The 24,222-nt window shown below is 69.8% G+C and carries 21 protein-coding genes and 1 pseudogene; 16 read left to right on the plus strand and 6 right to left on the minus strand.

Annotated features, from left to right (window positions below; all coding sequences use genetic code 11):
- Window positions 1-255: 255 nt before the first annotated feature.
- From ACRXBZ_RS26395 to ACRXBZ_RS26415, 5 genes and pseudogenes are all read left to right on the plus strand, one after another.
- Window positions 256-1,683: pseudogene (locus tag ACRXBZ_RS26395) on the plus strand (non-ribosomal peptide synthetase); the annotation flags it as partial.
- A gap of 140 nt (window positions 1,684-1,823) precedes the next feature.
- The gene (locus ACRXBZ_RS26400; protein ID WP_433881367.1) at window positions 1,824-1,961 is read left to right on the plus strand and encodes a hypothetical protein; all 138 of its coding nucleotides are present in this window, start codon (window positions 1,824-1,826) and stop codon (window positions 1,959-1,961) included.
- Window positions 1,962-2,011: 50 nt separating this feature from the next.
- Complete coding sequence (locus ACRXBZ_RS26405; protein ID WP_433881368.1) at window positions 2,012-3,106, plus strand: LLM class flavin-dependent oxidoreductase; 1,095 nt, start codon at window positions 2,012-2,014, stop codon at window positions 3,104-3,106.
- Window positions 3,107-3,433: 327 nt separating this feature from the next.
- A complete protein-coding gene (locus ACRXBZ_RS26410; RefSeq protein ID WP_433881369.1) occupies window positions 3,434-3,829 on the plus strand; it encodes a DUF3817 domain-containing protein in 396 nt (131 codons plus the stop codon).
- Complete coding sequence (locus ACRXBZ_RS26415; RefSeq protein WP_168586883.1) at window positions 3,829-4,764, plus strand: heme o synthase; 936 nt, start codon at window positions 3,829-3,831, stop codon at window positions 4,762-4,764. The genes ACRXBZ_RS26410 and ACRXBZ_RS26415 overlap by 1 nt, the downstream gene beginning before the upstream one ends.
- Window positions 4,765-4,785: 21 nt before the next feature.
- Here ACRXBZ_RS26415 and ACRXBZ_RS26420 read toward each other — a convergent pair whose 3' ends face one another.
- The 4 genes from ACRXBZ_RS26420 to ACRXBZ_RS26435 form a co-directional block, all read right to left on the minus strand.
- On the minus strand, window positions 4,786-5,133 hold the full coding sequence (locus ACRXBZ_RS26420; protein ID WP_168586884.1) for a type II toxin-antitoxin system PemK/MazF family toxin: 348 nt from the start codon (window positions 5,131-5,133) through the stop codon (window positions 4,786-4,788).
- Window positions 5,120-5,338: a DUF8778 family protein gene (locus ACRXBZ_RS26425; protein ID WP_433881370.1), complete on the minus strand. Its 219-nt coding sequence runs from the start codon at window positions 5,336-5,338 to the stop codon at window positions 5,120-5,122. The genes ACRXBZ_RS26420 and ACRXBZ_RS26425 overlap by 14 nt, the downstream gene beginning before the upstream one ends.
- A 135-nt stretch (window positions 5,339-5,473) precedes the next feature.
- Window positions 5,474-6,097 (minus strand): maleylpyruvate isomerase N-terminal domain-containing protein, encoded by a 624-nt coding sequence (locus ACRXBZ_RS26430; protein ID WP_433881371.1) that lies wholly within the window; start codon window positions 6,095-6,097, stop codon window positions 5,474-5,476.
- A complete protein-coding gene (locus ACRXBZ_RS26435; protein WP_433881372.1) occupies window positions 6,094-6,828 on the minus strand; it encodes a PIG-L deacetylase family protein in 735 nt (244 codons plus the stop codon). The genes ACRXBZ_RS26430 and ACRXBZ_RS26435 overlap by 4 nt, the downstream gene beginning before the upstream one ends.
- A gap of 394 nt (window positions 6,829-7,222) precedes the next feature.
- On the opposite strand from ACRXBZ_RS26435, the gene ACRXBZ_RS26440 reads away from it, so the two are divergent.
- The 11 genes from ACRXBZ_RS26440 to ACRXBZ_RS26490 all read left to right on the plus strand — a co-directional run bounded on the left by ACRXBZ_RS26440 (window position 7,223) and on the right by ACRXBZ_RS26490 (window position 22,494).
- Window positions 7,223-7,774 (plus strand): snapalysin family zinc-dependent metalloprotease, encoded by a 552-nt coding sequence (locus ACRXBZ_RS26440; RefSeq protein WP_433881373.1) that lies wholly within the window; start codon window positions 7,223-7,225, stop codon window positions 7,772-7,774.
- Between the two features lie 280 nt (window positions 7,775-8,054).
- Window positions 8,055-8,990, plus strand: coding sequence for a nucleotide exchange factor GrpE (gene grpE / locus ACRXBZ_RS26445; RefSeq protein ID WP_433881374.1), 936 nt, complete (start codon window positions 8,055-8,057; stop codon window positions 8,988-8,990).
- Window positions 8,983-10,638 (plus strand): Hsp70 family protein, encoded by a 1,656-nt coding sequence (locus ACRXBZ_RS26450; protein WP_433881375.1) that lies wholly within the window; start codon window positions 8,983-8,985, stop codon window positions 10,636-10,638. The genes grpE and ACRXBZ_RS26450 overlap by 8 nt, the downstream gene beginning before the upstream one ends.
- 120 nt (window positions 10,639-10,758) lie before the next feature.
- Complete coding sequence (locus ACRXBZ_RS26455) at window positions 10,759-13,119, plus strand: SaeA-related protein (protein ID WP_433881376.1); 2,361 nt, start codon at window positions 10,759-10,761, stop codon at window positions 13,117-13,119.
- A gap of 238 nt (window positions 13,120-13,357) precedes the next feature.
- Window positions 13,358-14,548: a TRAFAC clade GTPase domain-containing protein gene (locus ACRXBZ_RS26460; RefSeq protein ID WP_433881377.1), complete on the plus strand. Its 1,191-nt coding sequence runs from the start codon at window positions 13,358-13,360 to the stop codon at window positions 14,546-14,548.
- A complete protein-coding gene (locus ACRXBZ_RS26465) occupies window positions 14,545-16,947 on the plus strand; it encodes a GTPase-associated protein 1-related protein (RefSeq protein WP_433881378.1) in 2,403 nt (800 codons plus the stop codon). Before ACRXBZ_RS26460 ends, ACRXBZ_RS26465 begins: the two co-directional genes overlap by 4 nt.
- Window positions 16,947-18,530, plus strand: a complete 1,584-nt coding sequence (locus ACRXBZ_RS26470) for a TRAFAC clade GTPase domain-containing protein (RefSeq protein ID WP_433881379.1) — start codon at window positions 16,947-16,949, stop codon at window positions 18,528-18,530. The genes ACRXBZ_RS26465 and ACRXBZ_RS26470 overlap by 1 nt, the downstream gene beginning before the upstream one ends.
- Window positions 18,527-18,667: a hypothetical protein gene (locus ACRXBZ_RS26475; protein ID WP_168586892.1), complete on the plus strand. Its 141-nt coding sequence runs from the start codon at window positions 18,527-18,529 to the stop codon at window positions 18,665-18,667. Before ACRXBZ_RS26470 ends, ACRXBZ_RS26475 begins: the two co-directional genes overlap by 4 nt.
- Entirely contained in the window at window positions 18,660-20,168 is a 1,509-nt protein-coding gene (locus tag ACRXBZ_RS26480) for an Hsp70 family protein (protein ID WP_433881380.1), read from the plus strand. The genes ACRXBZ_RS26475 and ACRXBZ_RS26480 overlap by 8 nt, the downstream gene beginning before the upstream one ends.
- A 109-nt stretch (window positions 20,169-20,277) precedes the next feature.
- Window positions 20,278-20,796 (plus strand): vWA domain-containing protein, encoded by a 519-nt coding sequence (locus tag ACRXBZ_RS26485; protein ID WP_433881381.1) that lies wholly within the window; start codon window positions 20,278-20,280, stop codon window positions 20,794-20,796.
- Window positions 20,797-21,885: 1,089 nt separating this feature from the next.
- Complete coding sequence (locus ACRXBZ_RS26490; RefSeq protein ID WP_433881382.1) at window positions 21,886-22,494, plus strand: Rv1733c family protein; 609 nt, start codon at window positions 21,886-21,888, stop codon at window positions 22,492-22,494.
- A gap of 318 nt (window positions 22,495-22,812) precedes the next feature.
- Here the strand turns inward: ACRXBZ_RS26490 and ACRXBZ_RS26495 are convergent, their stop codons facing one another.
- Window positions 22,813-23,475: an RES family NAD+ phosphorylase gene (locus tag ACRXBZ_RS26495; protein ID WP_433881383.1), complete on the minus strand. Its 663-nt coding sequence runs from the start codon at window positions 23,473-23,475 to the stop codon at window positions 22,813-22,815.
- 2 nt (window positions 23,476-23,477) lie between these two features.
- A complete protein-coding gene (locus ACRXBZ_RS26500) occupies window positions 23,478-24,113 on the minus strand; it encodes a hypothetical protein (protein ID WP_433881384.1) in 636 nt (211 codons plus the stop codon).
- Window positions 24,114-24,222: the final 109 nt, after the last annotated feature.

Genomic DNA, 24,222 nt, shown 5'->3' on the forward strand with positions numbered 1-24,222 from the left:
AGCGGACATCGGTGTTGCTGCGACGGTGGCTGGCCAAAGCGCACACCCATGGTGTCGTTTGGCCGCTCCGCGTCGGGTGAGTAGTCCCACGTCGGTCGATGCGGTCAGCAGCTGTACTCCGGATCGGATCATAAGTAAGGTAAGCCTTACTTGTCTTGTAGATCGTGGGGAGAACGATGCCGGGTCGTGCTGACGAGCAGTTGCCAGCTGCTGGGCTCGGACCGGCCGCTGTCCCGGTGATCAACATCAGGTCCTTCGCCGCTGGAGTTCCTGCGGCTGCTCGCCCGCGAGCGCGTGACCGTGCTCAACCAGACGCCTTCGGCGTTCTACCAGCTCAGCCAGGCCGATCGGGAGGCGCCGGGCACCGAGCTGGCGCTGCGGTACGTCATCTTCGGCGGCGGCGCGCTGGAACTGTCCAGGTTGGACGACTGGTACGACCGGCACCCCGAGACGCCGAAGTTGATCAACATGTACGGGATCGCCGAGGCCACCGTGCATGTGTCCTATGTGGAGCTCGACCGCGAGGCGGTCGCCCGCCGCGACGGCAGCCTGATCGGCCCCGGCATTCCCGACCTGCGGGTGTACCTGCTCGACGGACTGCTGCAGCCGGTGCCGCCGGGCGTGGTCGGGGAGCTGTACGTGGCAGGCGAAGGCCTGGCCCGGGGCTACCTGGGGAAGCGCGGGCTGACCGCGCAGCGGTTCGTCGCGGACCTGCACGGCGCGCCGGGGACCCGAATGTACCGCTCCGGCGACCTGGGCCGGTGGCGGGCGGACGGCGGCATCGAGTTCGTCGGCCGCGCCGACCAGCAGGTCAAGGTGCGCGGGTCCCGCATCGAGCTCGGCGAGATCGAGACGAACCTGGCGGCGCATCCGCAGGTGCGGCAGGCCGCCGTCGTGGTGCGCGAGGACCAGCCCGGCGACAAGCGACTGGTCGGTTACCCCGTCGGTGCGGCAGAGCCGAGCGAACTGCGTGCGCACCTGGCGGACCGGCTGCCGTCCTACGGTTCGCGCGACGCTCTGGACATCGACGCCGCGCGGCCGATCTACGGCATCCAGTCGCGCGGGCTCGCGGAGCCGAAGCCCGTCACGGGGAGCCTGCACGAGATGGCCGCCGAATACCTGGAGCACATCCGGCAGGTGCAGCCGTACGGGCCGTACTACTTCCTCGGCTGGTCCTTCGGCGGCGTCGTCGCCCACGAGATGAGCACCCAGCTGCAGGCGCAGGGCGAGGAAGTGCGGTTCCTGTGCATGCTCGACTCCTACCCGAAGGACGTGTGGGACGTGTTGCCGGCCAAGGAGGAGGCACTGAAGGCGCTGCTCTACATGGCCGGCTACGACCTCGCGGAGCTCGGGGAGAGGTCGCTGAACAGGGCGGACGTGATGGAGATCCTGTCTGCCGAGGGCACCGCGCTAGCGAACCTCGAAGAGCACAGCATCACGGCGATCATCGACAACTTCGCCAACTGCGCGGTGCTGGAGAACGAGGCGGTCCACGACAAGTTCCAGGGCGACGTGCTGTTCTTCACCGCCACGGTCAACCCGGCCAAGCCCTCGCTGACCGCGCAGATGTGGCAGCCGTACGTCGACGGCACGGTGCACAACCACGACATCGCCTGCGAGCACAAGGACATGACGCGATGCGGCCCGCTCGCCGAGATCGCCGCGATCGTCGACCCGGCCTAGACCGAGGCCGCCCGGTGACCGGGGTGCCAATTTCGCGAGAAATTGACCGTCACCCGGGTGAACGTCAATTTCTCGCGAAATTGCGCCCCCTCCAGGTTGGGGGACACGCAAGCGGCCGTGTGCGTCTGCTAGGTGCGGCGATGTTCATGAACGGCATGGAGGCCACGATCGTCAACGTGGCGCTGCCGGCCATCGGCGCCGAGTCCGCCATGCCGCCAAGCGCCACCTCGGCGGTCGACGTCGGTACAAATGAGAAACTGAAACCGCGGGTCTTGTAATCGCGGGCACAGCGGGAATGATGTCCGGCCGGGTGCGGTTGTAGGCACCGATGGAAACTGATGCGTCCCCGGAGCACACCGAGTCGGGCAGCGCGACCGCAGAGCAGGACGACCCGATCAAGGGCCTGGCCCGTGGCGGCTCGCCCGTGGCGTTGTCGGTGCTCGACCTGTCCACCGTCGGCGTCGAGCACAGCCCTTCGGACGCCCTGCGCACCACCACCGAGCTCGCCCGCAGCGTCGAGCGGTGGGGGTTCCACCGGCTGTGGGTCGCCGAGCACCACGGCATGCCCGGCATCGCCAGCTCCGCGCCCGCCGTGGTGATCGCGCACCTCGCCGCGCACACCACCACCCTGCGCCTGGGCTCCGGCGGCGTGATGCTGCCGAACCACGCGCCGCTGGTCGTCGCCGAGCAGTTCGGCACCCTGCAGGCGCTGCACCCCGGCCGCATCGACCTCGGCGTCGGCCGCGCACCCGGCACCGACCAGGCCACCGCCCGGGCCCTGCGGCGCACCACCGGGCTGCTGTCCGCCGACGACTTCCCGCAGCAGCTCGGCGAACTGATCGCCTTCCTCGACGACGACTTCCCGGTCGACCACCCGTACGCCGCGATCCAGTCGGTGCCGCACGGCCCCATGCCGCCGGTGTGGCTGCTCGGTTCCAGCGGCTTCAGCGCGCAACTGGCCGGCGCCCTCGGCCTGCCATTCGCTTTCGCGCACCACTTCAGCGCGCAGAACACGCTGCCCGCGCTGCAGCTCTACCGGCAGTCCTTCCAGCCCTCGGAAGTGCTGGCCGAGCCGTACGCGCTGATCGGTGTGCAGGCCGTCGCGGCCGACACCGACGAGGAAGCGCTGGACATCATCCGGCCCGTCGCGCTGAGCATGCTGCGGCTGCGGCGGGGTATGCCCGGCAAGCAGCCGACCCGCCGGGAGGCCCGCGAGTACCCGTACACCGAGCTGGAGCAGAGCTTCATAGACAGCTGGCTGGCAGACGCCGTCTACGGCGCTCCGGAGTCCGTCCGGGCCGGGCTCGACGAGCTGCGCGAACGCACCGGAGTCGACGAGCTGATGCTCACCGCGAACGTGCCGGACCGGGACAGCAAGCTGCACTCGTTCGAACTGATCGCCAAGGCGTACCGGATGATCTAGCCGGATCTAGCCGCTCGCCAGTTGTTCTTGAACTGGCGAAGCCGCCTGGCCCGCGCATGCGAGGTGACCACCCGCGGGTTTTCGGGGGTAGTCTCGGGAAGACAGCCCTCAGCGTGGCGTTTGGGCATGCATGAGTCGGGGATTGCCGGACCGAGGTGGCGTCTGAGGTTCCGCTGCGGGACCACCTACGCAAATTGGTCACTAGAACAAGTTCTCAAGGTGTGCGCCGCCACTCTTGGCCAAGGTCCGGCGCAGGCGCTCGGACCCGTGGCGTACGGTCTATTGACACCGGTCTTTCTAGGCACGAGGCGGGATTGAGGGATTGGCGTGAAGCCTGGTGTGCTGGCCTTCTACCGGATCATGGCGTACGTCACCGCGGTGCTGTTGATCCTCCTGTGCGCCGCGATGGTGCTCAAGTACGGCCACTACCTCGGTTTGTGGTCGGAGGGTTCCTCGACCCAGCAACTCGGTGAGACGTGGACCTTCCGGATCGGCGTGGCGCACGGCTGGTTGTACATGGTGTACCTGCTCGTCGCAGTGGTCGCCACCACCCAGCTCCGCGCACCGATCGGCCGGATGCTGCTGGTGCTGCTGGCCGGCACGATCCCGTTCGGCGCGTTCGTCGCCGAGCGCAAGGTGACGCACTGGCACGAGCTGCGATTGGCGGGCAAGCCGATCACCGCCCCGCGCAGCGTCGCGAAGTCGGAGGAATCGCACGTCTAATGACAGCAGCTCCGGAATCCGCCACTTCGCAGCCCGCGCCGGCCGCCGGTCGTCGTCGCGGCGTGGTGGCCGCCTACCTGGCCTTGACCAAGCCGCGCGTCATCGAGCTGCTGCTTGTCACCACGATTCCCGCGATGTTCCTCGCGCAGCGCGGTGTCCCATCGTTGTGGCTGGTCATCGTGACGCTGGTCGGCGGTGCCATGTCCGCCGGTAGCGCCAACGCCCTCAACTGCGTCGCGGACTCCGACATCGACGCGGTGATGAACCGGACCAAGAAGCGCCCGCTGGTGCGCTACGAGGTGCCGCGCCGCAACGCGCTGGTCTTCGGCATCGTGCTCGGCGTGGTGTCGTTCGCCGTGCTGTGGCTGGGCGCGAACCTGCTGGCTGCGATCCTCGCCACGGCCGCGCTGCTGTTCTACGTCTTCGTCTACACGCTGGTGCTCAAGCGCCGGACCTCGCAGAACATCGTGTGGGGCGGCGCGGCCGGCTGCATGCCCGTGGTGGTCGGGTGGGCCGCCGTCACCGGCAAGGTGGAGTGGCCCGCGCTGGTGATGTTCGGCGTGGTGTTCCTGTGGACGCCGCCGCACTTCTGGTCGCTGGCCATGAAGTACAAGGACGACTACGCGCGTGCCGGGGTGCCGATGCTGCCGGTGGTCGCCACCGCGCGGCAGGTGTCGGCGCGGATCCTGGCCTACAGCTGGGCCACCGTGGGCTGCACGTTGCTGCTGGTGCCGGTGACGAGCTGGGTGTACGTGGCGTTCGCGGTGCTCGGCGGGGCGGCGTTCCTGATCGTCGCGCAGCGGCTGCACGCGGCGGTGCGCAATGGCCAAGCGTTCAACCCGATGAAGCTGTTCCACCTGTCGAACTCGTACCTGGCGCTGCTGTTCGTGGCCATCGCGGTGGACGCCGCCGTCGGTCTGCCCGTGCTGGGCTGAAACGGCACCCATCGCCGTCGACTACAGGCGGAGGTGGAGTCGGAGGGCGCTCTCGAGCTTGGCGAGGGTGTTCTGCGGCAGGGTTCCGATGCGGTTGCCGATGCGGTTGACCGCGACCGCCCGGACCTGCTCGGCCTGGGCTTTCGAGTCGTTGGGCAGGCCGCATTCGGCGGCCCGCAGGAGCACCTGGAACGGGTGCACGCGGTCGATGTTGGAGGTCACCGGCACGACGGTGATCACTCCTCGCCCGGCGCGCTGGGCGCCGCGGTTCGCGGCGTCGTTGCTGATGACGACCGCGGGGCGGGTCTTGTTGGCTTCCGAGCCGCGGATGGGTTCGAAGTCGACCCAGTAGAGGTCACCGCGGCGCATCGGCGATTCCGTCGGCGGCAGTCGCGTCCCACAGTTGCGCGTCGGCGCTGCCGTCCCACTCCTCCCAGGCGCTGGCGTAGGCGTCTTCCAGGCCGGCGTTGCGCAGCAGGTTGATCGCCTGATGGATCACTGCCGACCGCGATGGCGCGCCGATCTGCTGGGCGTACGCGTCGACGAAGGTGACGTCTTCGTCGGTCAGGCTCACACTCACCTTCATACCGCGATGCTACCCGCGCTACCACCCACGGTCATACCGCTGTTTGCCTGGTAGATGCCCGTGAGCGTTTTGCGGCGCCATGGCACCCGAAACCACTCACGGGGACTTGACCAGCGGAAACGTTCAGCGCATGATCGGGAAGATGCCTGGTGCGCCGCGCCCGGTGGCCGCGTCGACGAAGGCGACCGGATTCGCGGTGTCGGTGAGCAGGTGCACCGTCTCGCGCAGCGGTTCGCCCACCATCGGCCCGGGCACCGGGAGGTCCAGCGCGGTGGCCATGTCGAAGTAGTGCACCACCGCCTCCATCACGAAGATCCGCAGCGCCTCGCCCGCCGGCACCACGGCAACGCCGCCGTAGTCGACGCGGCGGTTCAGATCGGCGCCCCGCAACGCGGCGACGACCTTCGGGGCCACCTCGGTGAACTGGGCGACCAGCTCGCCGGTCGAGGTCGCTGCGGCCTGCTCGGTCGCCTGGTCGCGGAGGAGGTCGGCCGTCTGCTCGGCGACGCCGCCGGACTGCTGCATGAACGCGAGCAGTTCGGCGGCGTCGTTATGGGTCATCTGTCCCTCGGCTTCCGGCGCGTCCAAGGCTGCGCCGGTCGCGGCCGGGAATCCGCTGTGGTGGGCGTAGACGTCCTTGATCGTCCAGCCAGGCAGCCGGGTCGGCCGCTGCCACCGGGTCTCGTCGAGGCTGCTGCCCAGCTCGGCCCACGCCCGCCATGCTTGATCCAGGGCGTCGAGGATCATACTTCTCCGATCAGTTCGAAGGTCACGCACGCCCGGCCGCCGAAGCGGTCGGCGTGCTCGTGGACGGCTGCTTCGAGGAAACCACGGGCGTGCTCCTCGGCGGGTTCGTCGCTCAACGCCTCCAGGTAGGTCCGGTGCGCCGCCAGCGAGGCCACCGCCCGGTCCAGGGTGGCGGTGATGTCCTCGGCGTGCGTCGGGTGGGGCGAGGCGGCGATACCGATCCAGCGCACGCCCCGCCACGGCTCGTAGCCCTGCTCGACCAGTTCCGGGAAGATCCAGCGGTTCCCCGCATCGGCAACCGCGTCCAGCACCGCCCGGCCGACCGCGCGGTGGTCGGCGCTGTTCCAGTTGCCCGGCCCCCAGTCGTCGTGGTGGTTGAGCGTGATCACCAGTTCCGGCCGGTGCTTGCGGATGGCGCGAGCCAGGTCCTGCCGCAGCGGCAGGCCGTGCTCGATCACGCCGTCGCGGTGATCGAGGAACTCCACCGACCGCACGCCGACCTCGGCCGCGCTGGCGATTTGCTCGGCTTCGCGCAGCAGCGCGGCGTCCTCCGGTGTGACCCCGTCGATGCCCGCCTCGCCGCGAGTCACCAGCAGGTAGGCGACCTCCCGGCCGCGCGCGGTCCAGGCCGCCACCGCGCCCGAGCAGCCGTACTCGAGGTCGTCGGGGTGGGCGACGATGGCCAGCGCGCGGTGCCAGTCCTGCGGCATGGGCTTGAGGTCGTCGGCCATCGAGTCATCCTCCCAAAGTCTCGTTGCTAATAGTTAATTCTGGGGTTGCGCGGAACAACTTGTCACGCAATTTCCCGTCCTCCACAGGAATCAACGCTTTGGTAAAGTCCCTTTTCCGCCCCGCGGCCAACCGCAACCGCTATACCCGAACGCATACGGGCGTGAGCAAGCGCTGGAGGCGCTTGCTCACCTGCGCAGCTCGCGCCGCGGGTTCTCGGACGTCGTCCGGGGTTCTGCTACCCGCACGGCCTCGCGAACCAGCTCCTCCCTCAACAACTTTCTTCTATTCCGGGAAATTCGCGTTGTGGCACATCTACGCCAGGCAACTGCGTCGGGTTGGTCGGGGCCAATACGTTCGGGGGGAACGTGATCCGGTTCGCGAGGAGGCCAGCAGATGAAACTGCCTCGGACGTCAAGACCCGTTGTCGGTCTGCTCATCGCATTTCTCGTCGCGTTGGGCATCCCGGCCGCAGCCGCGGCGGCGGTCCCGGAGAACGTCCCGGTCGTCACCTACGACGCCGGCCAGGCGGCCGAATTCCGCGACGCGGTGGATGCCGGTGCGAACGTCTGGCACGAGAACGTGCGGAACCTCCGGCTGGAGCCCGCCACCGGCGGCGCGGCCGACGTCGTGGTGCTCGCCGACGACGGCTGGCCGCGCGCCGAGGTGATCGGGCTCGGGCAGGGCCGGGTCTGCATGGGTCGCCAGGCGGTGAACGAGGGCCACGGCGCCATCCGCATCGCGGCGCACGAGCTCGGCCACATCCTCGGCCTGCCGGACAACCGCACCAGGGAGTGCGAGGACCTGATGTCGGGCGTGAGCGCCGGGCCGGACTGCGACAACGCGAAGCCGAATCCGGACGGGATCGCCGAGGTGGAGCGCAACTTCGCCGGCGGCGTGCGGATCGCCCCGCAGGTGTTCCCCGAGGACGTGCTCGCCGCGCGGTGAGCACGCGGGCGGCGGCGGTCTTCGCCCCGATGCGCCGCCACCCGGTAGAACTTGCTGTTTCCGCTGTTCAGGGCCCGTGAGTGCTTTTGGGTGCGATAACCCCCAAAAGCACTCACGGGCCCTAGCTCACCGGTTCGGAGTAAACGGTGCCGGGAACCGCTTTCGCTGCGCCGCCGTCAAACTCCGTGAACCCCGCTTGAACGGGGTTTGGCGGTACTAGGCTTGGTGATCATCAACGGGTCACTCCGCGACAGCGGAGAGCAGCGAGGCGGGCGAGGTCATGCGCGACGAGCCAGGGCACGACGAGCGGCAGCCGGAAACCGGCGAGCCGGTTGGCGCCGCGCGGGAACCGGCGGTGCCGGCGGGCGAACCGGCAGTCGAATCGGCGGGCGAATCGGCGGGCGAATCGACAGGGAAACCGGCTGGATCGGCCCGATCGGAGAATGACCCGGTTGAGCTTGCGAAAGGGTCGGCCGAGGCGGCGAGAAAACTGGTCGGGCCGCCGGAAAACCCGGCTGAGCCCGGGGACGACCACGCTGATTCGGCGGTCGAACCGGAAACCGGCGAGCAGCCCGAGGAAACCGGCGAGCAGCCCGAGGAAACCGGCGAGCAGCCCGAGGAAACCGGCGAGCAGCCCGAGGAAACCGGCGAGCCGTTACCCGACGCACCGCCGGACCCGGTCGCGCAGCTGGCCGAGGCGGTCGCGGCGCTCACCGAGCAGGTCCGCGAACACCACGAGCGCGCCGCCGCCCGCGAAGGCGTCATCGACAAGCTGCACGCCGAGGTGGAGCGGCTGCGCGCCGGGGAGCAGAACCTCGTGCTGCGCCCGATCACCAAGGATCTGCAGAACCTCCGCAAGGACCTGCTGCACCAAGCCCGCCTGCTGCCCGCCGAAATCGGCCGCCAGCAGGTCGTTAACCTGCTCGAATCCTTCGCGCTGAGCGCGGAGCAGGCGTTGGAGCGCTGCGGCAGCGCCCCGATCCGGCCGGAGATCGGCGCCGAATTCGCGCCGCGCGAGCACCGCGCCATCAAGGTCCTCCCGGCCGACGACCCCGCCCAGCACGAGCGGATCGCCGTCGTCGTCTCCGACGGCTACCTGGACACCACTACCGATCGCGTGACCGTCCCCGCGCGGGTGCACGTGTACCGCTGGAGCGCCGAAACCGTGGCCACCGACAACGACCCGCGAGCAGAGGGGATGAGCGCAGATGTCTGACGGCGACCTGAGGGTGTTCGGCATCGACCTGGGCACCACCTATTCGGCCATCTCGTACGTCGACGAGACCGGCCGACCTGCGGTTTGCCGCAACACTGACAGCAACGAGACCACGCCCTCGGTGGTGTTCTTCGAGAACGAGTCCAACGTGGTCGTCGGGTCGGTGGCGAAGAACTCCGCGATCATCGACCCGGACCGGGTGGTGTCGCTGATCAAGCGGCAGATGGGCAGCGACGCCGAGTTCCAGTTCGACGGCACCACCTACACCCCGGAGTCGATCTCGGCGCTGATCCTCAAGCAGCTCGCCCAGGACGCCGCCGCGCACACAGGTGGCGAGGCGACGCGCGCTGTGATCACCGTGCCCGCCTACTTCGGCATGCTGGAGCGCAGCGCGACCAAGAACGCCGGTCAGATCGCCGGGCTGGACGTGATCGGCATCGTGCCGGAGCCGGTGGCGGCGGCGCTGCACTACGAGGCGACCACCGACGCCGAGGACAAGACGATCCTGGTCTACGACCTCGGCGGCGGCACCTTCGACACCACGGTGATCCGGGTGTCCTCCGACGAGATCGTGGTGATCTGTACCGACGGCGACGACAATCTCGGCGGCGCGGACTGGGACACGCGGCTGCGCAACCACCTGCTGGCGAAGTTCCTGGAGCAGGCACCGGAAGGCACCGAGGCCGACGACGACGAAGAGTTCATGCAGTCGCTGGCCACCACCGCCGAGGAGACCAAGAAGCAGCTGTCCAAGGCGGAATCCCGCGCGGTGGCGCTGCGCGGCGCCGGGGTCAGCGCCCGCGTCGAGGTGACCCGCGCTCAGTTCGAGACCGAAACCCAGGACCTGCTGGACAAGACCGTCGACATCCTCAAGCGCACCCTGGCGACCCTGCAGGACAAGCAGCCCGGCGCGCAGATCGACGACGTGCTGCTGGTCGGCGGGTCCACCAAGATGCCCGCGGTCGCCGAGCGGCTGCGCGCCGACTTCGGCTGGGACCCGAAGCTGCACGACCCGGACCTGGCGGTGGCCAAGGGCGCCGCGCTGTACGCGCTGGGCCGCGTGGTGCACCGCGAGATGACCGAGGCCGCCGAGCAGGGCACCACCGGTGTCGCGGAAGCGGTGCAGACCGTGGCGCAGCAGACCGGGATCTCGGTCAAGGCGCTGGAGAACCTCGCCGCCAAACAGACCCGCAACGTGCTGCCCAAGGCCTTCGGCGTGAAGCTGGTCGACACCAGCGACCGGGACTGGCAGCAGAAGCCGACGAAGCACTTCGTCAAGCACCTCGTGCACGCCAACGACTCGCTGCCCACCGACGAGCGCGTGCTGGAGGCGGTCACCGTCGAAGACGGCCAGACCAGCGTGATGATCGAGCTGTTCGAGCAGTCCGGGGTGGTCGCCGGGCCGGACCTGGACGAGAACAAGCCGATCAACGAGGGCAAGGGGCTCATCGACGGGTTGCCGCAGCTGCCCGCCGGATCGCCGGTGAACATCCGCATGACGGTCGACGACGAGGGCTTGCTGGAGCTGACCGCCGCCGAACCGTCCACCGGCAAGTCGCTGGACATCAAGGTCCGGGTGAGCGTGCGCAGCGACGAGGAGGTCGCCGAGGCCAAGAAGGTGGTCGCCGGGATCACGGTCTCCGGCTGAGAACCCGCCGCGAGGTTGTCCGGGGTGCGGGGTGTCCCCGCAGGACACAGTTGAGAACCTGCGGCGGCGGCTGCGCCGTGTCCGAGATGAAGATCGAACAGAGGTCAAAGACAGGATCCGATGCAACCCTTCGATCCCAAGGCCTATGAGCGCGAAGTGGTGCGGCCGCTGCGGGGACGCAGCGGCCGATTACCCGACGACCTGCTGACCAGGTACGCGGTCGAGCCGGGCTGCTCCGACGCGGAGCTGGCGCAGCGGCTCACCCAGGTCCGTTCGCACTGGAACAAGAGCGCCCAGTCCACCGCGAAGTCCAGCTTCACCACCAGCGTCTACAAGGCGTTCCTGCGCGAGGACGAGGAGCTGCGGCGCGCGCACGGCGATGCGATGTCCGGCATGTCCTGGTGGCGCAACCGGAACATCGACCGGGCCGGCGCCAGCAAGGAGCAGATCGACGAACTCGTCGGGATGCTGAAGGCGAGTTTCGGCGAACTCGGCCTGATCACGCCCGGGCAGCTGGCGGCGATGCGCGAGACGTTCGGCCAGCTGGCGCCCGCCGAGGTCGACCAGGCCCTGGACAAGGCCGGCGTGCAGACCGCGACACCGCGGGAACTGCCGAAGATCAGCGGCCTGTCCGAGACCCTGTTCCGGCGGCTGAAAGCCCTGCTGGGCGACGCTGAAGTCACCGGAATTCCCGAACTCCTGCACGGCAAGCTCGAGAACTACCGGCTCCTGGTGGACTTCGACAGCACCCCGTCCTTCCCGACCGGACTCACCGCGAAAGCCATCCAGCAGGCCATCGACCGGGAGAACCGGCGCTCCGGAAACCAGGCCGCCCGCGAGGCGCTCGGCATCCTCAACACGGCGGTCGGCAAGGACGACGCGGACCTCCGGCTGCTGGCGCTCTACCACCTCCTCGACGACGTGCGCCGGCTCCGCGAGAACGGCGCACCCGCCAGCGCGTTGCTGAAGGTGCTCGGCCGAAGCGGGCTGGACGCGGGCGAGGTTCGGCAGGTCGTGGTGAGCGTCCTCAGCGAAACCGGCACCACCGCGCCACCGGTCACCGGCCTGCAGAAGGTCACCGATCTGCTGGCCGACGGCCAGCTCATCGCCGCCCAGCAGACCCTGGCAGCGATCACCGACACCGACGAGGCGACCGCCGCGAAAGCGGCCGTCGACCGGCACGCGGAGCAAGTACGGCAGCTGCGCGAAGCCGCGCACCGTGCGCTGCGCGGCGGAGCCGAAGGCGAAGCCAGGCGGCAGCTCGGCGAAGCCGCGCGACTCGCCGCCGACGACGACGCGATAGCGGCGGAGCTGCGGCGGATCCCGCTGAGCCCGGTCGACGCCGTGACTGCGCAGCTGGAAGGCGTCGGGGTGCGGGTGTCGTGGCGGGCAAAGCCCGACCACGACGGCGGCACCCGGTACCGGGTGGTGCGCCGAGCCGGGCGGATGCCCGGCGACGCCGACGACGGCGACGTAGTCGCCGAAGGCGGGGCGACGGCGGTGGTGGACGCGGCCGTGGCGGCCGGCGGGCGCGTCGGGTACGCGGTTTTCGCCGCCGGGGACGGAGGCGTCTGGTCCCGGCCGGCCGGGGCGACCATCGACGTGCTGCCGCCCGTGCACAAGGTGCGGTTGGCCGTTCGCGGCGGGGCGGTCGAGGGGAGTTGGGTCGTTCACCGGGACGCCGTCGGCGTGGACGTGCGCCGGCGTCGCGACGGGGAATCCGCGGACGTTCCGGTGCCGACCAGCGGTAGCACGGCCTTTCGTGATTCCACAGTGGACACCGATGGTGACTGCACCTACCTGCTGACCGCTCGGTACCGCCGACCGGACGGCACCGAGGTCTCGGCCGAGGCCGTGCCGGTGCGGCACACCGCGCGGGTCGCGGCGACGTTGCCGCCGGTCACCTCGTTGGACGCGCGGCGCTTCGGCGGCGAGCTGGTGCTGTCGTGGGTGTGGCCGGAAGACGTTCGGATGGCCGAAGTGACCTGGACGAACGCGTTGGCCGGCACCGGAGGCGGGCAGCTGCGGTTGACCCGGCAGCAGTACCAGGCCGACGGCGGTTGCCGAATCGGCGCCGGGCCCGGCACCGTGCGCGCGCAGGTGTCGGCGATCGCGACCGCCGACAACGGCGAAAGCCGGTCGCTGCCCGCCGCGCTGGAGGTGCCCGGGGCGCCGCCGCAGGTCAGCTACCGGGTGGAACGGCAGAACCGGTTGTTCGGCACGAGCACCGCGCGAATCGTGCTGACCGCCGACCAGCCGGTGCCGGACTGCACGGTGCTGGTGGTCGTCGCGCCCGGCCGCGTCATGCCGCTCAAACCCGACGACGGCCACGTCCTGCACCGCGGTGTCCACGATCTCCGCGAACCGCTGGAGCTGACCGTCGAACTGCCGCGCCGGAAACCGTTCTGGCTGCGGTGCTTCGTGCACGCCGCCGGTATCGAGCTGATCGATCCGCCGATCTCCCAGCTGAAGGTGTCCTGATGCACATCCTCGATGCGGCACAACCGACCCCGAAGTCCGTCGCCGTCTCCACGTGGAGAGGTCCGCAATTTCAATGGAAATTGCGGAAGTTCTCCACAACCTCCGGCGTGTCGACGGACCGACACTCCGGAGGTCCGCAATTTCAATGGAAATCGGACCTCCGATTTCCATTGAAATTGCGGTGGAACGGGGTGGTCGGTCGGTTTGCCGCGTGGAACGAGTCCGGGGAAGGCTCCTGATGGCCAAACTCGCCTGTCCCTACTGCTACCACCGGTTTCCCGCGAGCAACCTGTGGTTCCAGTGCACCGGTCGGCCCGCACCCGGCAAGGAGAAGTGCCGGAAGGTCGTCGACCCCGAACGGCAGCGGCTCACCGGCTACGCCCCCGCTTCCTGGCCGGCCTTCGCCGCGGCGAAGGCCCTGCTCGGGCGCACGCCGCGCCGCGCGCCGTGCCCGGACTGCGGCACGGTCAGCGGCATCCGAGCCTGCCCGGTGTGCCACACGCCGCTGCCCGCCAACTTCGCCGACAGCCGCAGCCCCCTGATCGGGGTGGTGGGCGGCAAGAACGCCGGCAAGACCGTCTACACCACGGTGCTGGTGCACGAATTGCGGCACAACATCCGGCGCCGCTTCGACGCCGACATCTCCTTCGCCGGGGAGCAGGCCGGGGTCGGCACCGCCCAGTGGCTGGAACGCTACGAACAGGCGCTGTTCGGCGACCGGGCGCTGTTCGAGTCCACCGCCAGCTCCGCCGACGGCATCCGCATCCCGCTGGTCATGCAGTGGCGGCAGCCGCGCGTGCAGTTCGGCCGCCAGGTGCACAACACCACGACGCTGTCGTTCTACGACGCCGCCGGCGAGGACATGACGACCCAGGAGTTCGTCAACAGCCAGGCCTACCTGACCGCGGCGGACGGGCTGATCGTGCTCCTCGACCCGTTCCAGCTGCCTGGTGCGCAGGACCGCATCGCGGTGCCGGACGTCGGCCGCCGCGACGCCGAGCCGCCGATCAACGTGCTCAACCGGGTCACCGAGATGCTGCGCTCCAGCGTCGGGCTCAGCGACCGCAAGAAGATCGGCACCCCGATCGCCGTGGTGTTCTCCAAGATCGACGCGTTCTTCGGGATGCTCGGCGACAACCACCCGCTGCTGCGCCCGCCGGCCACTGGGCCCGAATACGACGAGGCAGGCGGTCAGGACGCCGACGAGCACCTGCGAGCGCTGCTGGCCGAGCTCGGCGCCGACGACCTCGACGGGCATCTGCGGGCGCATTACCAGGCATTCCGCTATTTCGCGGTTTCCTCGCTGGGCGCGGAGCCGGACTATGGCCGCAAGCAGATTGACCCGGCCGGGGTGCGGCCGTTCCGCGTGGACGAACCACTGCTGTGGCTGCTCAGCCACTTCGGGATCATCGAACGGAGCCGACGATGAGCGGGCGCGAGTTCCAGTCGCTGTACTACACCGACTGCCGACCGGGCCAGGGACTGCGCGGCGGCGCGGGATTCCAGTTCCAGGCCGTCACCCCGGGCACCACCTACGAGATGATGACCGCGGTGCAGCGCTCGGCGCTCTACGAGGCCCCGGTCGGCTGGATGCGCGAGAAACGCGAGGTCTCCGACTACCCGCCTTCGCTGGTCCACGTGCACGGCGCCGTTTACGCGACCGCCCGCGGGATCTACCTGGGCGCGGAGACCGGCGGCGTGCGGGAGGGCAACCAGTTCACCCATGCGCTGGCCACCGCCGACCCGCAGTTGTACGGGCCGATCCGGCCCGCGCAGCTGTGGGGCGCGCGGTGGTGGGTCGAGGAACCTGCGGAGACAACCGAGTGCGAGGCGGTGCCCGCCGAACCCGAGGCCGGCCCGCTCGGCGTAGAGGCGCTGCGGGACTGGGTGCTGGGCCGGCAGGACGGCGAATCCTGGTTGCTCGCCGTGCATTCCGCGATGGACCGGGTGCACGACGAGGGCGCGCCACGGCTGGTGTTCGTCAGCGAGGACGCGGAGACCGCGGTGCGCTGGATCGCGGCCGGAACGCTCCTGCTGCCGCAGGAACGGGCGCTGCGGGTGGGCTTCCGGGTGTTCGCGACCAATCCGCAGTACAGCGGCCACGAGGTGCTGGCGGTGCACCCGGACTGGGCCGGTTCGCTGGCCGACCCGGACCGCAACTCCGACTACGCGGTGTTCAACCTGGTCAGCGGCGAGCACCGGAAGGCCGAGCCGACCGCCGCCGCCCGGCATTGGGTGCCGCGCTTCCTCGGCGCCGACCCCTACGATGTGGTCGACGCCATCGAGCTGTCGCACCAGTTCGCACGAGGCCGGGGCGGGAAGCCGCCGATCGCGGCGGATCGGCTGGCCGCCGGGGTGCTGATGCTCGACGAGACCGTTTCCGGGCAGGATTCCGCGCTGGCGCTGGCCGAGTGGCTGGTCGCCCTGCCGTCGGTGTCCGCGACGGACGTCGTAGAGCCGGTGCTGGATGCCGTGCTGGCCGCCTCACCCGGTCTGCCGGTACTGGCGAAACTGGCGGAGACCAACACGGCGCAGGCCGGTCGGGTGCGGACCGCGTTGCTGCGCGCGGAGATAGACGAGATCGTGCGCGGGACCCCGGCCGACGCCCGGCTGCCGCTCGCGCCGCGGCCGTGGAGCCCGGACGAGGCGGAGGAGACCTGCGCCCTGGTCGAGGCAGCCGCCGGCGCTGTCGCCCCGGAACGGATGGACCTGCTGCTGCGGACCGCGACCAGGTTCGACGTGCGGCCCCGGGTCGGGAGGTTCGGCGAGGCCGCCGGGCGGTTCGTCGAGTGGTGGGCCGAGCACCCGTACGCCGGTTTCGACCCGGCGCGCTGGACGTGCGGCCCGGAGATGACCGACTTGCTGCGCGACGCGCTGACCCGCCGCCTGACCGGCCCGGACTCGGCCGCGGTCGTCGAGGCGATCAATGACCGCTGGTGGCGGCTGCTCGCCCCGACCCTCAGCGACCCCTTCATTCCGCTGGACGCGGCGATCGGCGCAGCGGCGGTGGCCGCGGGCGGTCCGGCCCGCCAGGAGACCATCGAACGCTTCCGCGAGCAGCTGCGCGCACCGGACCGGCCGGGTACCGGCGAAGCGGTGTGGGAGGCGTTGTTCCGGAATTCGGCGCCCACCATGGCCGAGGTGAAGGACTTCCTCACCGTCCTTCCTTCTACGGCTGTTTCGGATTCCTTGGCGCAGAAGGCATTCGCGGCACTCGACAAGTCCAAAGTGTCCGGTCGCTACCTGGACGTCCTGCGGATGCTGGGGCACCACATCGGCGACCGGGAGAACCTGCGCAAGCTGTGGGAGGAGGACAGCCGGCTGCGGTCCTGGCTGAGCACCGTCACCCGCAAGGGTGCCGCAACCGATGCCGCGGCACTGAAAGACGTCTCCGAAGAGGTCTTCACCGCCCGCGCGGAACAGATCATCGCGGCGCTGATCGGCGCCTCGCCGCAAGCCACGCTGGACGCCACCGAGCAGGGCGGCGAACAGCTGCAGAAGATACTGGTCCACGCGCTGCCCGCGGTGTGGAACGACGAGCAGGCCGAGCCGTCGCGGCGGGACCAGGCGGTCGTGCTGGCGTTCCTGACCGCCTGGCACGACACCACCTCCGAAGAGGTGCGGAAAGCGTTCGACAAGGCCCTGGAACGCTGGGCCGGCAAACACAAGCAGTCCGACTACCGGCGGATCAGCAAGCTACTGCGCGGCGTGGCGGCCGAGGACGCCGCCGCCTGGCACGAGTGGTTGCAGGAGTACTCGCAGCAGAAGCCCAAACCGACCCGCACCCGTGAGCTCGCTCGGCGGCTGTTCCGCAGACGGGAGAAGTGATGCCGTACATCATCGGCGGCATCCTGCTGCTGTGCTTGGGGCTCTGGATCGCCTCGGTCGTGATCACCATCGTCGCCTGGCTGTTCCCGGTCTTCATGCTGATCGGCAGCTCCTGGGCGTTCGTCGCGACCTGCCAGGTGCTGCTGGGGCGTGGTTCCCGGGTTCCGGTGCTGGTCACGCCCAACGACGTGGTCAACGGCACCGCCGGGCTGCGCGAGCCGAGGGGGCCGTTTCCGCGCGACTGGGCCTGGCCGAGCTACCTCGCCGCCCAGTGGCGCCGCGACCTGATCGCCGCCTGGCACAACGGTTCCGGCTCCATCGTGCGCGGCTGGCGGTGGGGCTTCAACTACGGCAACGGCAGCAAGCTCAAGTGGGTGAGCATCGGCCTGACCATCCTGGTCTGGTCCGGTGTCACGCTGGGTGCGGTGCTGGGCGCGGTCGAGGTGGTGGTCATCTGCGCGATCGCGCTGGGCCTCGGTTGGCTCGGGTGGGCCGCGGTGGTCGGCGCCCTGCGCGGCTACGACCACGTCGTGCGGCGGATGCGGAAGGCCAGCGGGAGCTGCCCGGTGTGCTACCACGTGATGGCAGTCCCCGCCTACCGGTGCAGCGCGTGCCAGGTGGTGCACCACGACATCCGGCCCGGCGTGCTGGGCGCGGCGTCGCGCACCTGCGGGTGCGGCGCGAAGCTCCCGACGACAGTGCTGCGGGCGTCCCGGCAGCTGGAGGCGCTTTGCCAGCGGTGCGACCGGCCGCTGCGCGGCGGCTCGGGCGCGGTCACCGACATCCGGGTGCCGGTCTTCGGCCCGGTGTCGGCGGGCAAGACCCGGCTCGTGCACGCGGGTCTGGTCACGCTCCGGGACGTGGCCGCCGCCGAAGGCGTGGTGCTGGACTTCGTCGACGACACCAGCAGGCAGGCCTTCCAGCACGGCGAGCAGCTGATCGCCAGCGGCGGCGACACCGCGAAGACCCCGGCCGGGCAGCTGCCCCCGGCGATCACGGTCCGGTTCACCCGCGGCGGTTCGGGGCGGTCCCGGGGCCAGGCGCTGGTGCACCTCTTCGACGCGGCCGGCGAGTTCTACCTCGACCGGGACGACAACAGCGAGCTGGAATTCCTGGACCACGCCGGGGGACTGGTTTTCGTGGTCGATCCGTTCGCCATCGGCTGGGTGCGCGACCAGCTCGGCGGCGCGCTGGAATCCCGCCTCGTCGAGGCGCACCCGGCCAACGGTGACCCCGAGCAGGTCTACCACGTGACGGCCCGGCGGCTGCGCGACTACGGGGTCGAGACCGAACGGCGCGCCCTGGCGATCGCCGTGGTCAAGGCGGACCTGCTGACCGACCTGCCGTGGGCCGCCGACCTGTGCGCGGGTGCGGTGCGAGGTTGGCTGAACACCGCGGGCCTGGACAACCTCGTGCTGGCCGCGGAACGGGACTTCGCCGAGGTCCGCTACTTCGTGGTCTCGTCGGTCACCGGAACCAAGCCCGGCCACCGGCTCACCCCGGCCGCGCCGTTCCGCTGGCTGCTGGGGCGCGGCGGTTTCGCCCTCGGTCGCGACGAGAAACCGACCACGGAGGCGGTATGAGCATTCGTCCCCCGGCGAACTACCGGGTGTCCCGCTGGTTGCTGGTCGTGGTCTTGGCGATCGCGATGCTGGCCAGCATCCTGTTTTCGGCGACCAGCTGCGCCGACGTCGTGACCTCGGTGCTGAACAATGGCTGACGAGCTGGTGCTCGGCATCGACCTCGGCACCACCTACTCCGCGGTGGCGTGCATCGTGGACGGTGATGTCGAGGTGGTCCGCAATCGGTTGGGCGAGCTCACCACGCCCTCGGTGGTGCACTTCGCGTCCGCCGGCACGGCCGTGGTCGGCGCGGCGGCGCGGGACAGCCTGGACCCGGAGAACACCGTCGAGCTGATCAAACGCCGGATGGGCACCGTATTCGAGCTGATGTCCCACGGCGCGAGGCACACGCCGGAATCGGTGTCGGCGCTGATCCTGCGCAGCCTCGTTGACGACGCCATCGCCCGCTTCGGTCCACATGAGACGGTCCGGGCGGTGATCACCGTCCCGGCGTACTTCGGGATCCGGGAACGCGAGGCCACGCTGCAAGCGGCCCGGCTGGCCGGGATCGACGTGCTGGAGGTGCTGAGCGAGCCCGCCGCGGCGGCGCTGCACTACGCCACCCAGGCTGAGTCGGGCGCCGCGCTCGTCTACGACCTCGGCGGCGGCACCTTCGACACGACCGTGCTGCGAGTGGCCGCCGGCGAGGTGCACGTGGTGGCCACCGACGGCGACAGCAGGCTGGGCGGTACCGACTGGAACGAGCGCATCGCCGAGCACCTGGCGGACGCGTTCGCCCGCGAGTTCCCGGACGCGGACCCGGATGACGAGGACTTCCAGCAGCAGCTCCGGGACGCCACCGAGCAGGTCAAACGTCAGCTGAGCACGGTCACCGGGCGCAGGGTGGGGCTGCGCTGCGGAGCTGATGCGGCGAGCTTCGACATCGACCGGAAGACGCTGGAAGACCTCGGAGCCGACCTGGTGGACCGCACCCTGCGGATCGTGGACCGGGCGCTGGCCGCTGCCGCGGAGAAGGGAGTGTCCCGGATCGACGAGGTGCTGCTGGTCGGCGGAGCCACCAAGATGCCGGCGATTCGGACGGCGCTGCAAGCACATCTCGGCCGCGCCCCGAAGATCGTCGACCCGGACCTGGCGGTCGTCTCCGGCGCAGCCGTTCGCGCGCGTCGGCTCGCCTCGTCGCAGGCCGGTGCCCGGACCACGGCCGCAGTGGTGCCGCGCAGCTTCGGCGTGCTGATCGAGGACAGCCACGACGAGAAGCTGCGGAGCTTCACCGAACACCTCGTGCACCGCAACGAACCGCTGCCCGCCGTCGCGACGGCCCGGTTCGCCACCATCGTGGACCGGCAGCGATCGGTGCGGATCCAGGTGTTCGAGCAGTCCGGCGACGTGCCGTCGCCGGAGGTCGAGCACAACCGGCGGGTGCTGGACGGCGAGTTCGCCGGATTGCCGCAGCTCCCCGCGGGTTCGGTGATCGAGGTGACGCTGCGTGTCAGCGCGGACGGCCTGCTCGCGGTGACCGCGCGGGAACCGCTCGGCGGCGCGGCGCTGGACCTGGAGGCCTATGTGGACGGTGTCGTCGACGGCGCGGAGACCGAGCAGCTCGTCAAGACCATCGCCGGTCTGTCGGTGCGGTGCTGAAGGGGAAGCGATGAGTTCGTGGATTCGCCGGAACTTCGGCGGGATCGGCCTGACGCAGTCCCCACCGGGCCCACACCTGCCGAAGCTGCAGGAACGGTACGGCGGGCACGTGCTGCTGTGCATCGACGTGAGCGGCTCGATGAGCGGCGGCCTGCTGTCCCAGGCCATCGCCGGCGGTGAGCAGTTCCTCGCCGAGGCCGAAGGCGCGCATTACGAGAGCGGGCTGGTGCTCTGGTCCGATGGGGTGCAGGAGTACGTGCCGCCGGAGGCCCAGCTGGACGAGGTGATCTCCGTGCTGCAAAAGGCAAAAGCGGCCGGCGGCACCGTGCTGTCACACGCGCTGCAGCTCGGCATCGACGTGCTGACGGAATACCCGGGCGACCGCGTGCTGTGCATCTTCAGCGACGGGGCGCTGGCGGACCACGAGAAGGCCAGTGCGCTGGCGCAGAAGGCCTGCTCGATGGGTATCCGCATTATCGTTCGCGGCCTCGGGCGAAAGGCGGCCTCGGCGCTCGCCGATCTCGCCTGCCCCGGCGTGCGGGACGACGACCAGCAGATCGACGATGCGGCCGGTGTCGCGTCCGGCATCGCCTCGATGGCGACCGGCCTGTCGGTGCGCGGCGGCTGACCGGGCTGCGCTCGTGAGTGCTGGTTCCGGTTCTTACCGGAACTGTCACTCACGAGCGATATTCGTGCACGGCGATCACTGCAGTAGGGTGCTGCCGACCGCGACGCGAGGAGGTGAGCCCGATGACCACACCGGTTCCACCCGGGCGTTCCTGGCTGCGGCGGCTGTCTGACCGTCATCCAGGAGGGCCGTTCCACGAACGTGCACTGGATGAAGGAAGAATGATTCAGCCTTTTCGCATTTCCGTTTCCGGCGAAGTCCTCGACGACCTGCGCGCACGCTTGGCGCGAACCCGTAGTGCGGGTAGGCGTTGAGCGCGTCGCCGAGGTCGCCGGGTGCAGGTCGCCAGGTGGCAGGTCGGGTGGCAGGTCGCCGGGTGGCAGGTGCATTTCGTGCATCTGCGGGGCAGGCGCGCAAGGTGCGCCCGAGCCGATGCCGCTGGTCCTGACGCACGGCTGGCCGCGCAGCTTCGTGGCGATGCAGCGCGTCGCTGGGCCGCTGACCGATACCGCCGCGCACGGTGGCGGTCCCGTACTGGGCCACCGGCACCATCGGCTCGTCGTTCCGGCAACGACTACCACCGCAACGACCCGGTACCGGCGACCGCGGTGCCCGGGGCGATCACGTCGAGCCACGAACCCGCGTTCGCGGACTTCCCGAAGAGCCTCTCCGAGCGCGTTTACCGAGACCCGCGCCACTGGAGCACGCCGCGACGCGGCGGGCACTTCATGGCGCGCGAGGAGCCGGCGCAGGTGGCCGGCGAGTTGCGGCCCTTCTTCCGTCCACTGAGGACTGAAGGTTGATCTGACGGATCTCTGCGGACAGCGGTCGCGGAGGCCCGCCACTACCGTTTCGAATGCTGGAACAAGTGCATTCGACTGAATATTTGGTTTCCCGTTATTTGGGAGCGCGGAGCTGCGAACAACGTGACCCGTTACACCAATGGTGTATGACTGGTCACGTTGTGATAACGGCAGATTGGATCGGGGGGATACTCGTATTGGCGGTTGCCGCGCACAACCATCGACGCAAAACCACACGACGGTCGTTACGCGGCTCATGGTGCACCGAGGGTCTTGGAGGTTGGCGATGGTCGCGGCGCTGAAAGCGCACGCAGCATGGTTGGTGAACGCGCTGGGGGTGAACCGGAATCCGCTGCGCAGGCCCATCGATCGACTGGCGGCCGGCTTCACGGTACTGCTACTCATGATTGCGCTGATCGCGATCCCCGCATCGGGTCTGTTTGGTGCGTCACTGCACGCCGACCTGACGCAGCGGGCGGCGGAGTCGGCGGCCACCACCCAGCCGGTGACCGCAACGCTGACCACCCGTCCCACGCTCAGCGTGCCGGTCTCCGAGGCCTACAGCCAGGATGCCCTCAGCTCCACGGCGGTCGTCGAATGGCGCACCGGGCTGCAGCCGCACTCCACGACCCTCCAAGTACCGGCCGACAGCTCGCCGGGCGACACGTTGACGGTGTGGATCGACCAGGCGGGCAACCGCGTGCCGCCGCCGGCGAGCGCTGGCTCGATCACGATCTCGGCGATCTTCGCCGCGATACTCGTGCTGTTGGTGATCGAGCTGGCCTGCATCGCCCTGATCGCCGGAACCCAGAATTTCGCCCGCCGCATGTCCATGCGGGCGTGGGAACGCGAATGGGCGTTCCTCCAGCATGGCGGCACCTGGTCCCAACGGTAAATTTCCCGTTCTGGATACTGTTTCCAGCCTCGTCTTGCGTTGCAACCGAACAGGGGCGCCGTCAAGAAGGGCAAGTCCCCACCGGCATGACGGAATCCTCCTGACGTTCCGCCAGGCAGGACGAGTTTGGATGGTTCGGTTGAAGCGAACGTTCGTGCCGCCTACCGAGGTGAACAGGCCGTTCGCTTCACCCCGATTGGCGAGGCGGAACCAGGTCGCTCCCGCCGGGGCAGCCGGCGGAGCCCCCACCCAGAACGAGTTCCCAACCAGCCTCTGTCGCGACCCGAAAACGCTCACGGCCCCGGACCAGCGGGAACGTCAGTTCGGTCGGGGGGCTACCGCTGCGCGGTAGGGGGCGAGCATCTTGCCCAGCCAGGCCTCGCCGATCGGGGTGTCCAGGTCGATCTGCAGCTCCGGTTCGTCGCCGTCCAGGCCGTCCAAGCCGCAGCGGTCGCCGAACAGCACCAGCGCCGGGTTCCCAGTGTCCCTTTTGGACGGCCAGATCAAGCCGTCCGCCCATTCCGCCTGCGATCGGATCCAGGCCGCCCACGCCTGGGTCCGCGCGTAGGCGTCCTCGCCCTCGGCGTCGACCAGCCACGAATCCTGTGCAACTGCGGCAAGATCCGGTGCCGTCAGCAGGCTGACCAGGTTCAGCTCCCGGGCGGTGCGCACCGCGCTGAGCCGCCGCTCGGCGATCTGAGCCCGGCGGACCAGCCGCTGCCCGTTGCCACCGAACCCGAGGTTGCGCAACAGCACCTCCGCCAACGCCGTCGTCACGTGCAAGCCCGCGTAGTAGGTGGGAAACGGGTCGGCCGCGGTTCCGTCGAACCGGCCGCCCGACGACCCGTTGCCCGCTTGCGCGGGCTTGAACTCGGCCGCGTGCCGCGTGCGGAAATGCAGCCGGAACAGCGTGGTGTCGGCGGGCAGCACGTACTTGTTCGGGGCGGCTTCGAACTCCGGTGGTGGTGTGGCCTCCGGCATGCTCACACCTCCGCCGAGTCTTCGCGGGCGGCGTCGATCAGCACCCGGTCGGCGACATGCCCGATCAGCTCGGCGGGCACCCCGCCGAGCCAGTCGTTCGGCCCGAGCCACCAGTCCGCCGCGCCCCACGGGTCCTCCGCGGCGTGCAGGTAGCGGTTCACGGTCCGCACCAGCTCGCGGGGGACACCGGCGGCGTCGAACTGGAACGCGGGCCACCGGCTCGGGCCGTCTTCCGAAGGCAGCCGGATCAGGTCGAGATCGGCCGGATCCGCCCCGGCGGCCTCGACCTGCTGCTCGTCCAACGAATCCGCCGCGCGCAGCCGGTCCAGGTCGGGGTGCGGCGCGGAGCTCGTCAGCTGGACGCGCAGGTCCGCGCTCAGCCGCTGCCAGTCCACCGTCGGCCGCCGGAACCGCGACTGGGGCTCGGCCAGCGCCTGCCGGACCGGGTGGGTCATCGGCAGCGCATCACCCAGCAGCGAGGCGATGTCCTCGGCGATCAGCGCCGAGGTCTCCGAATCCGCCGCGTCCTGCAACTCGGCGACCAGCGCGACCAGCCGGGTGAACGTCTCGGGATCGAGCCGGTCGGCCACGTCGTCCCACTCGGTCGCCAGCACGTCCAGCATCCGCTGTTGACTCAACCGCCGACCTCCTTTCCGGTGGTGCCCACGGTTCCCGTTCGTCCGCGCGACCCGACGAGATCCACGAACCCGACACCTGCCCAGTCAACACCAAGGTCCATCGAACCGG

It is taken from the genome of Saccharopolyspora hattusasensis (genome assembly GCF_050972075.1).
Lineage (GTDB): Bacteria > Actinomycetota > Actinomycetes > Mycobacteriales > Pseudonocardiaceae > Saccharopolyspora > Saccharopolyspora hattusasensis.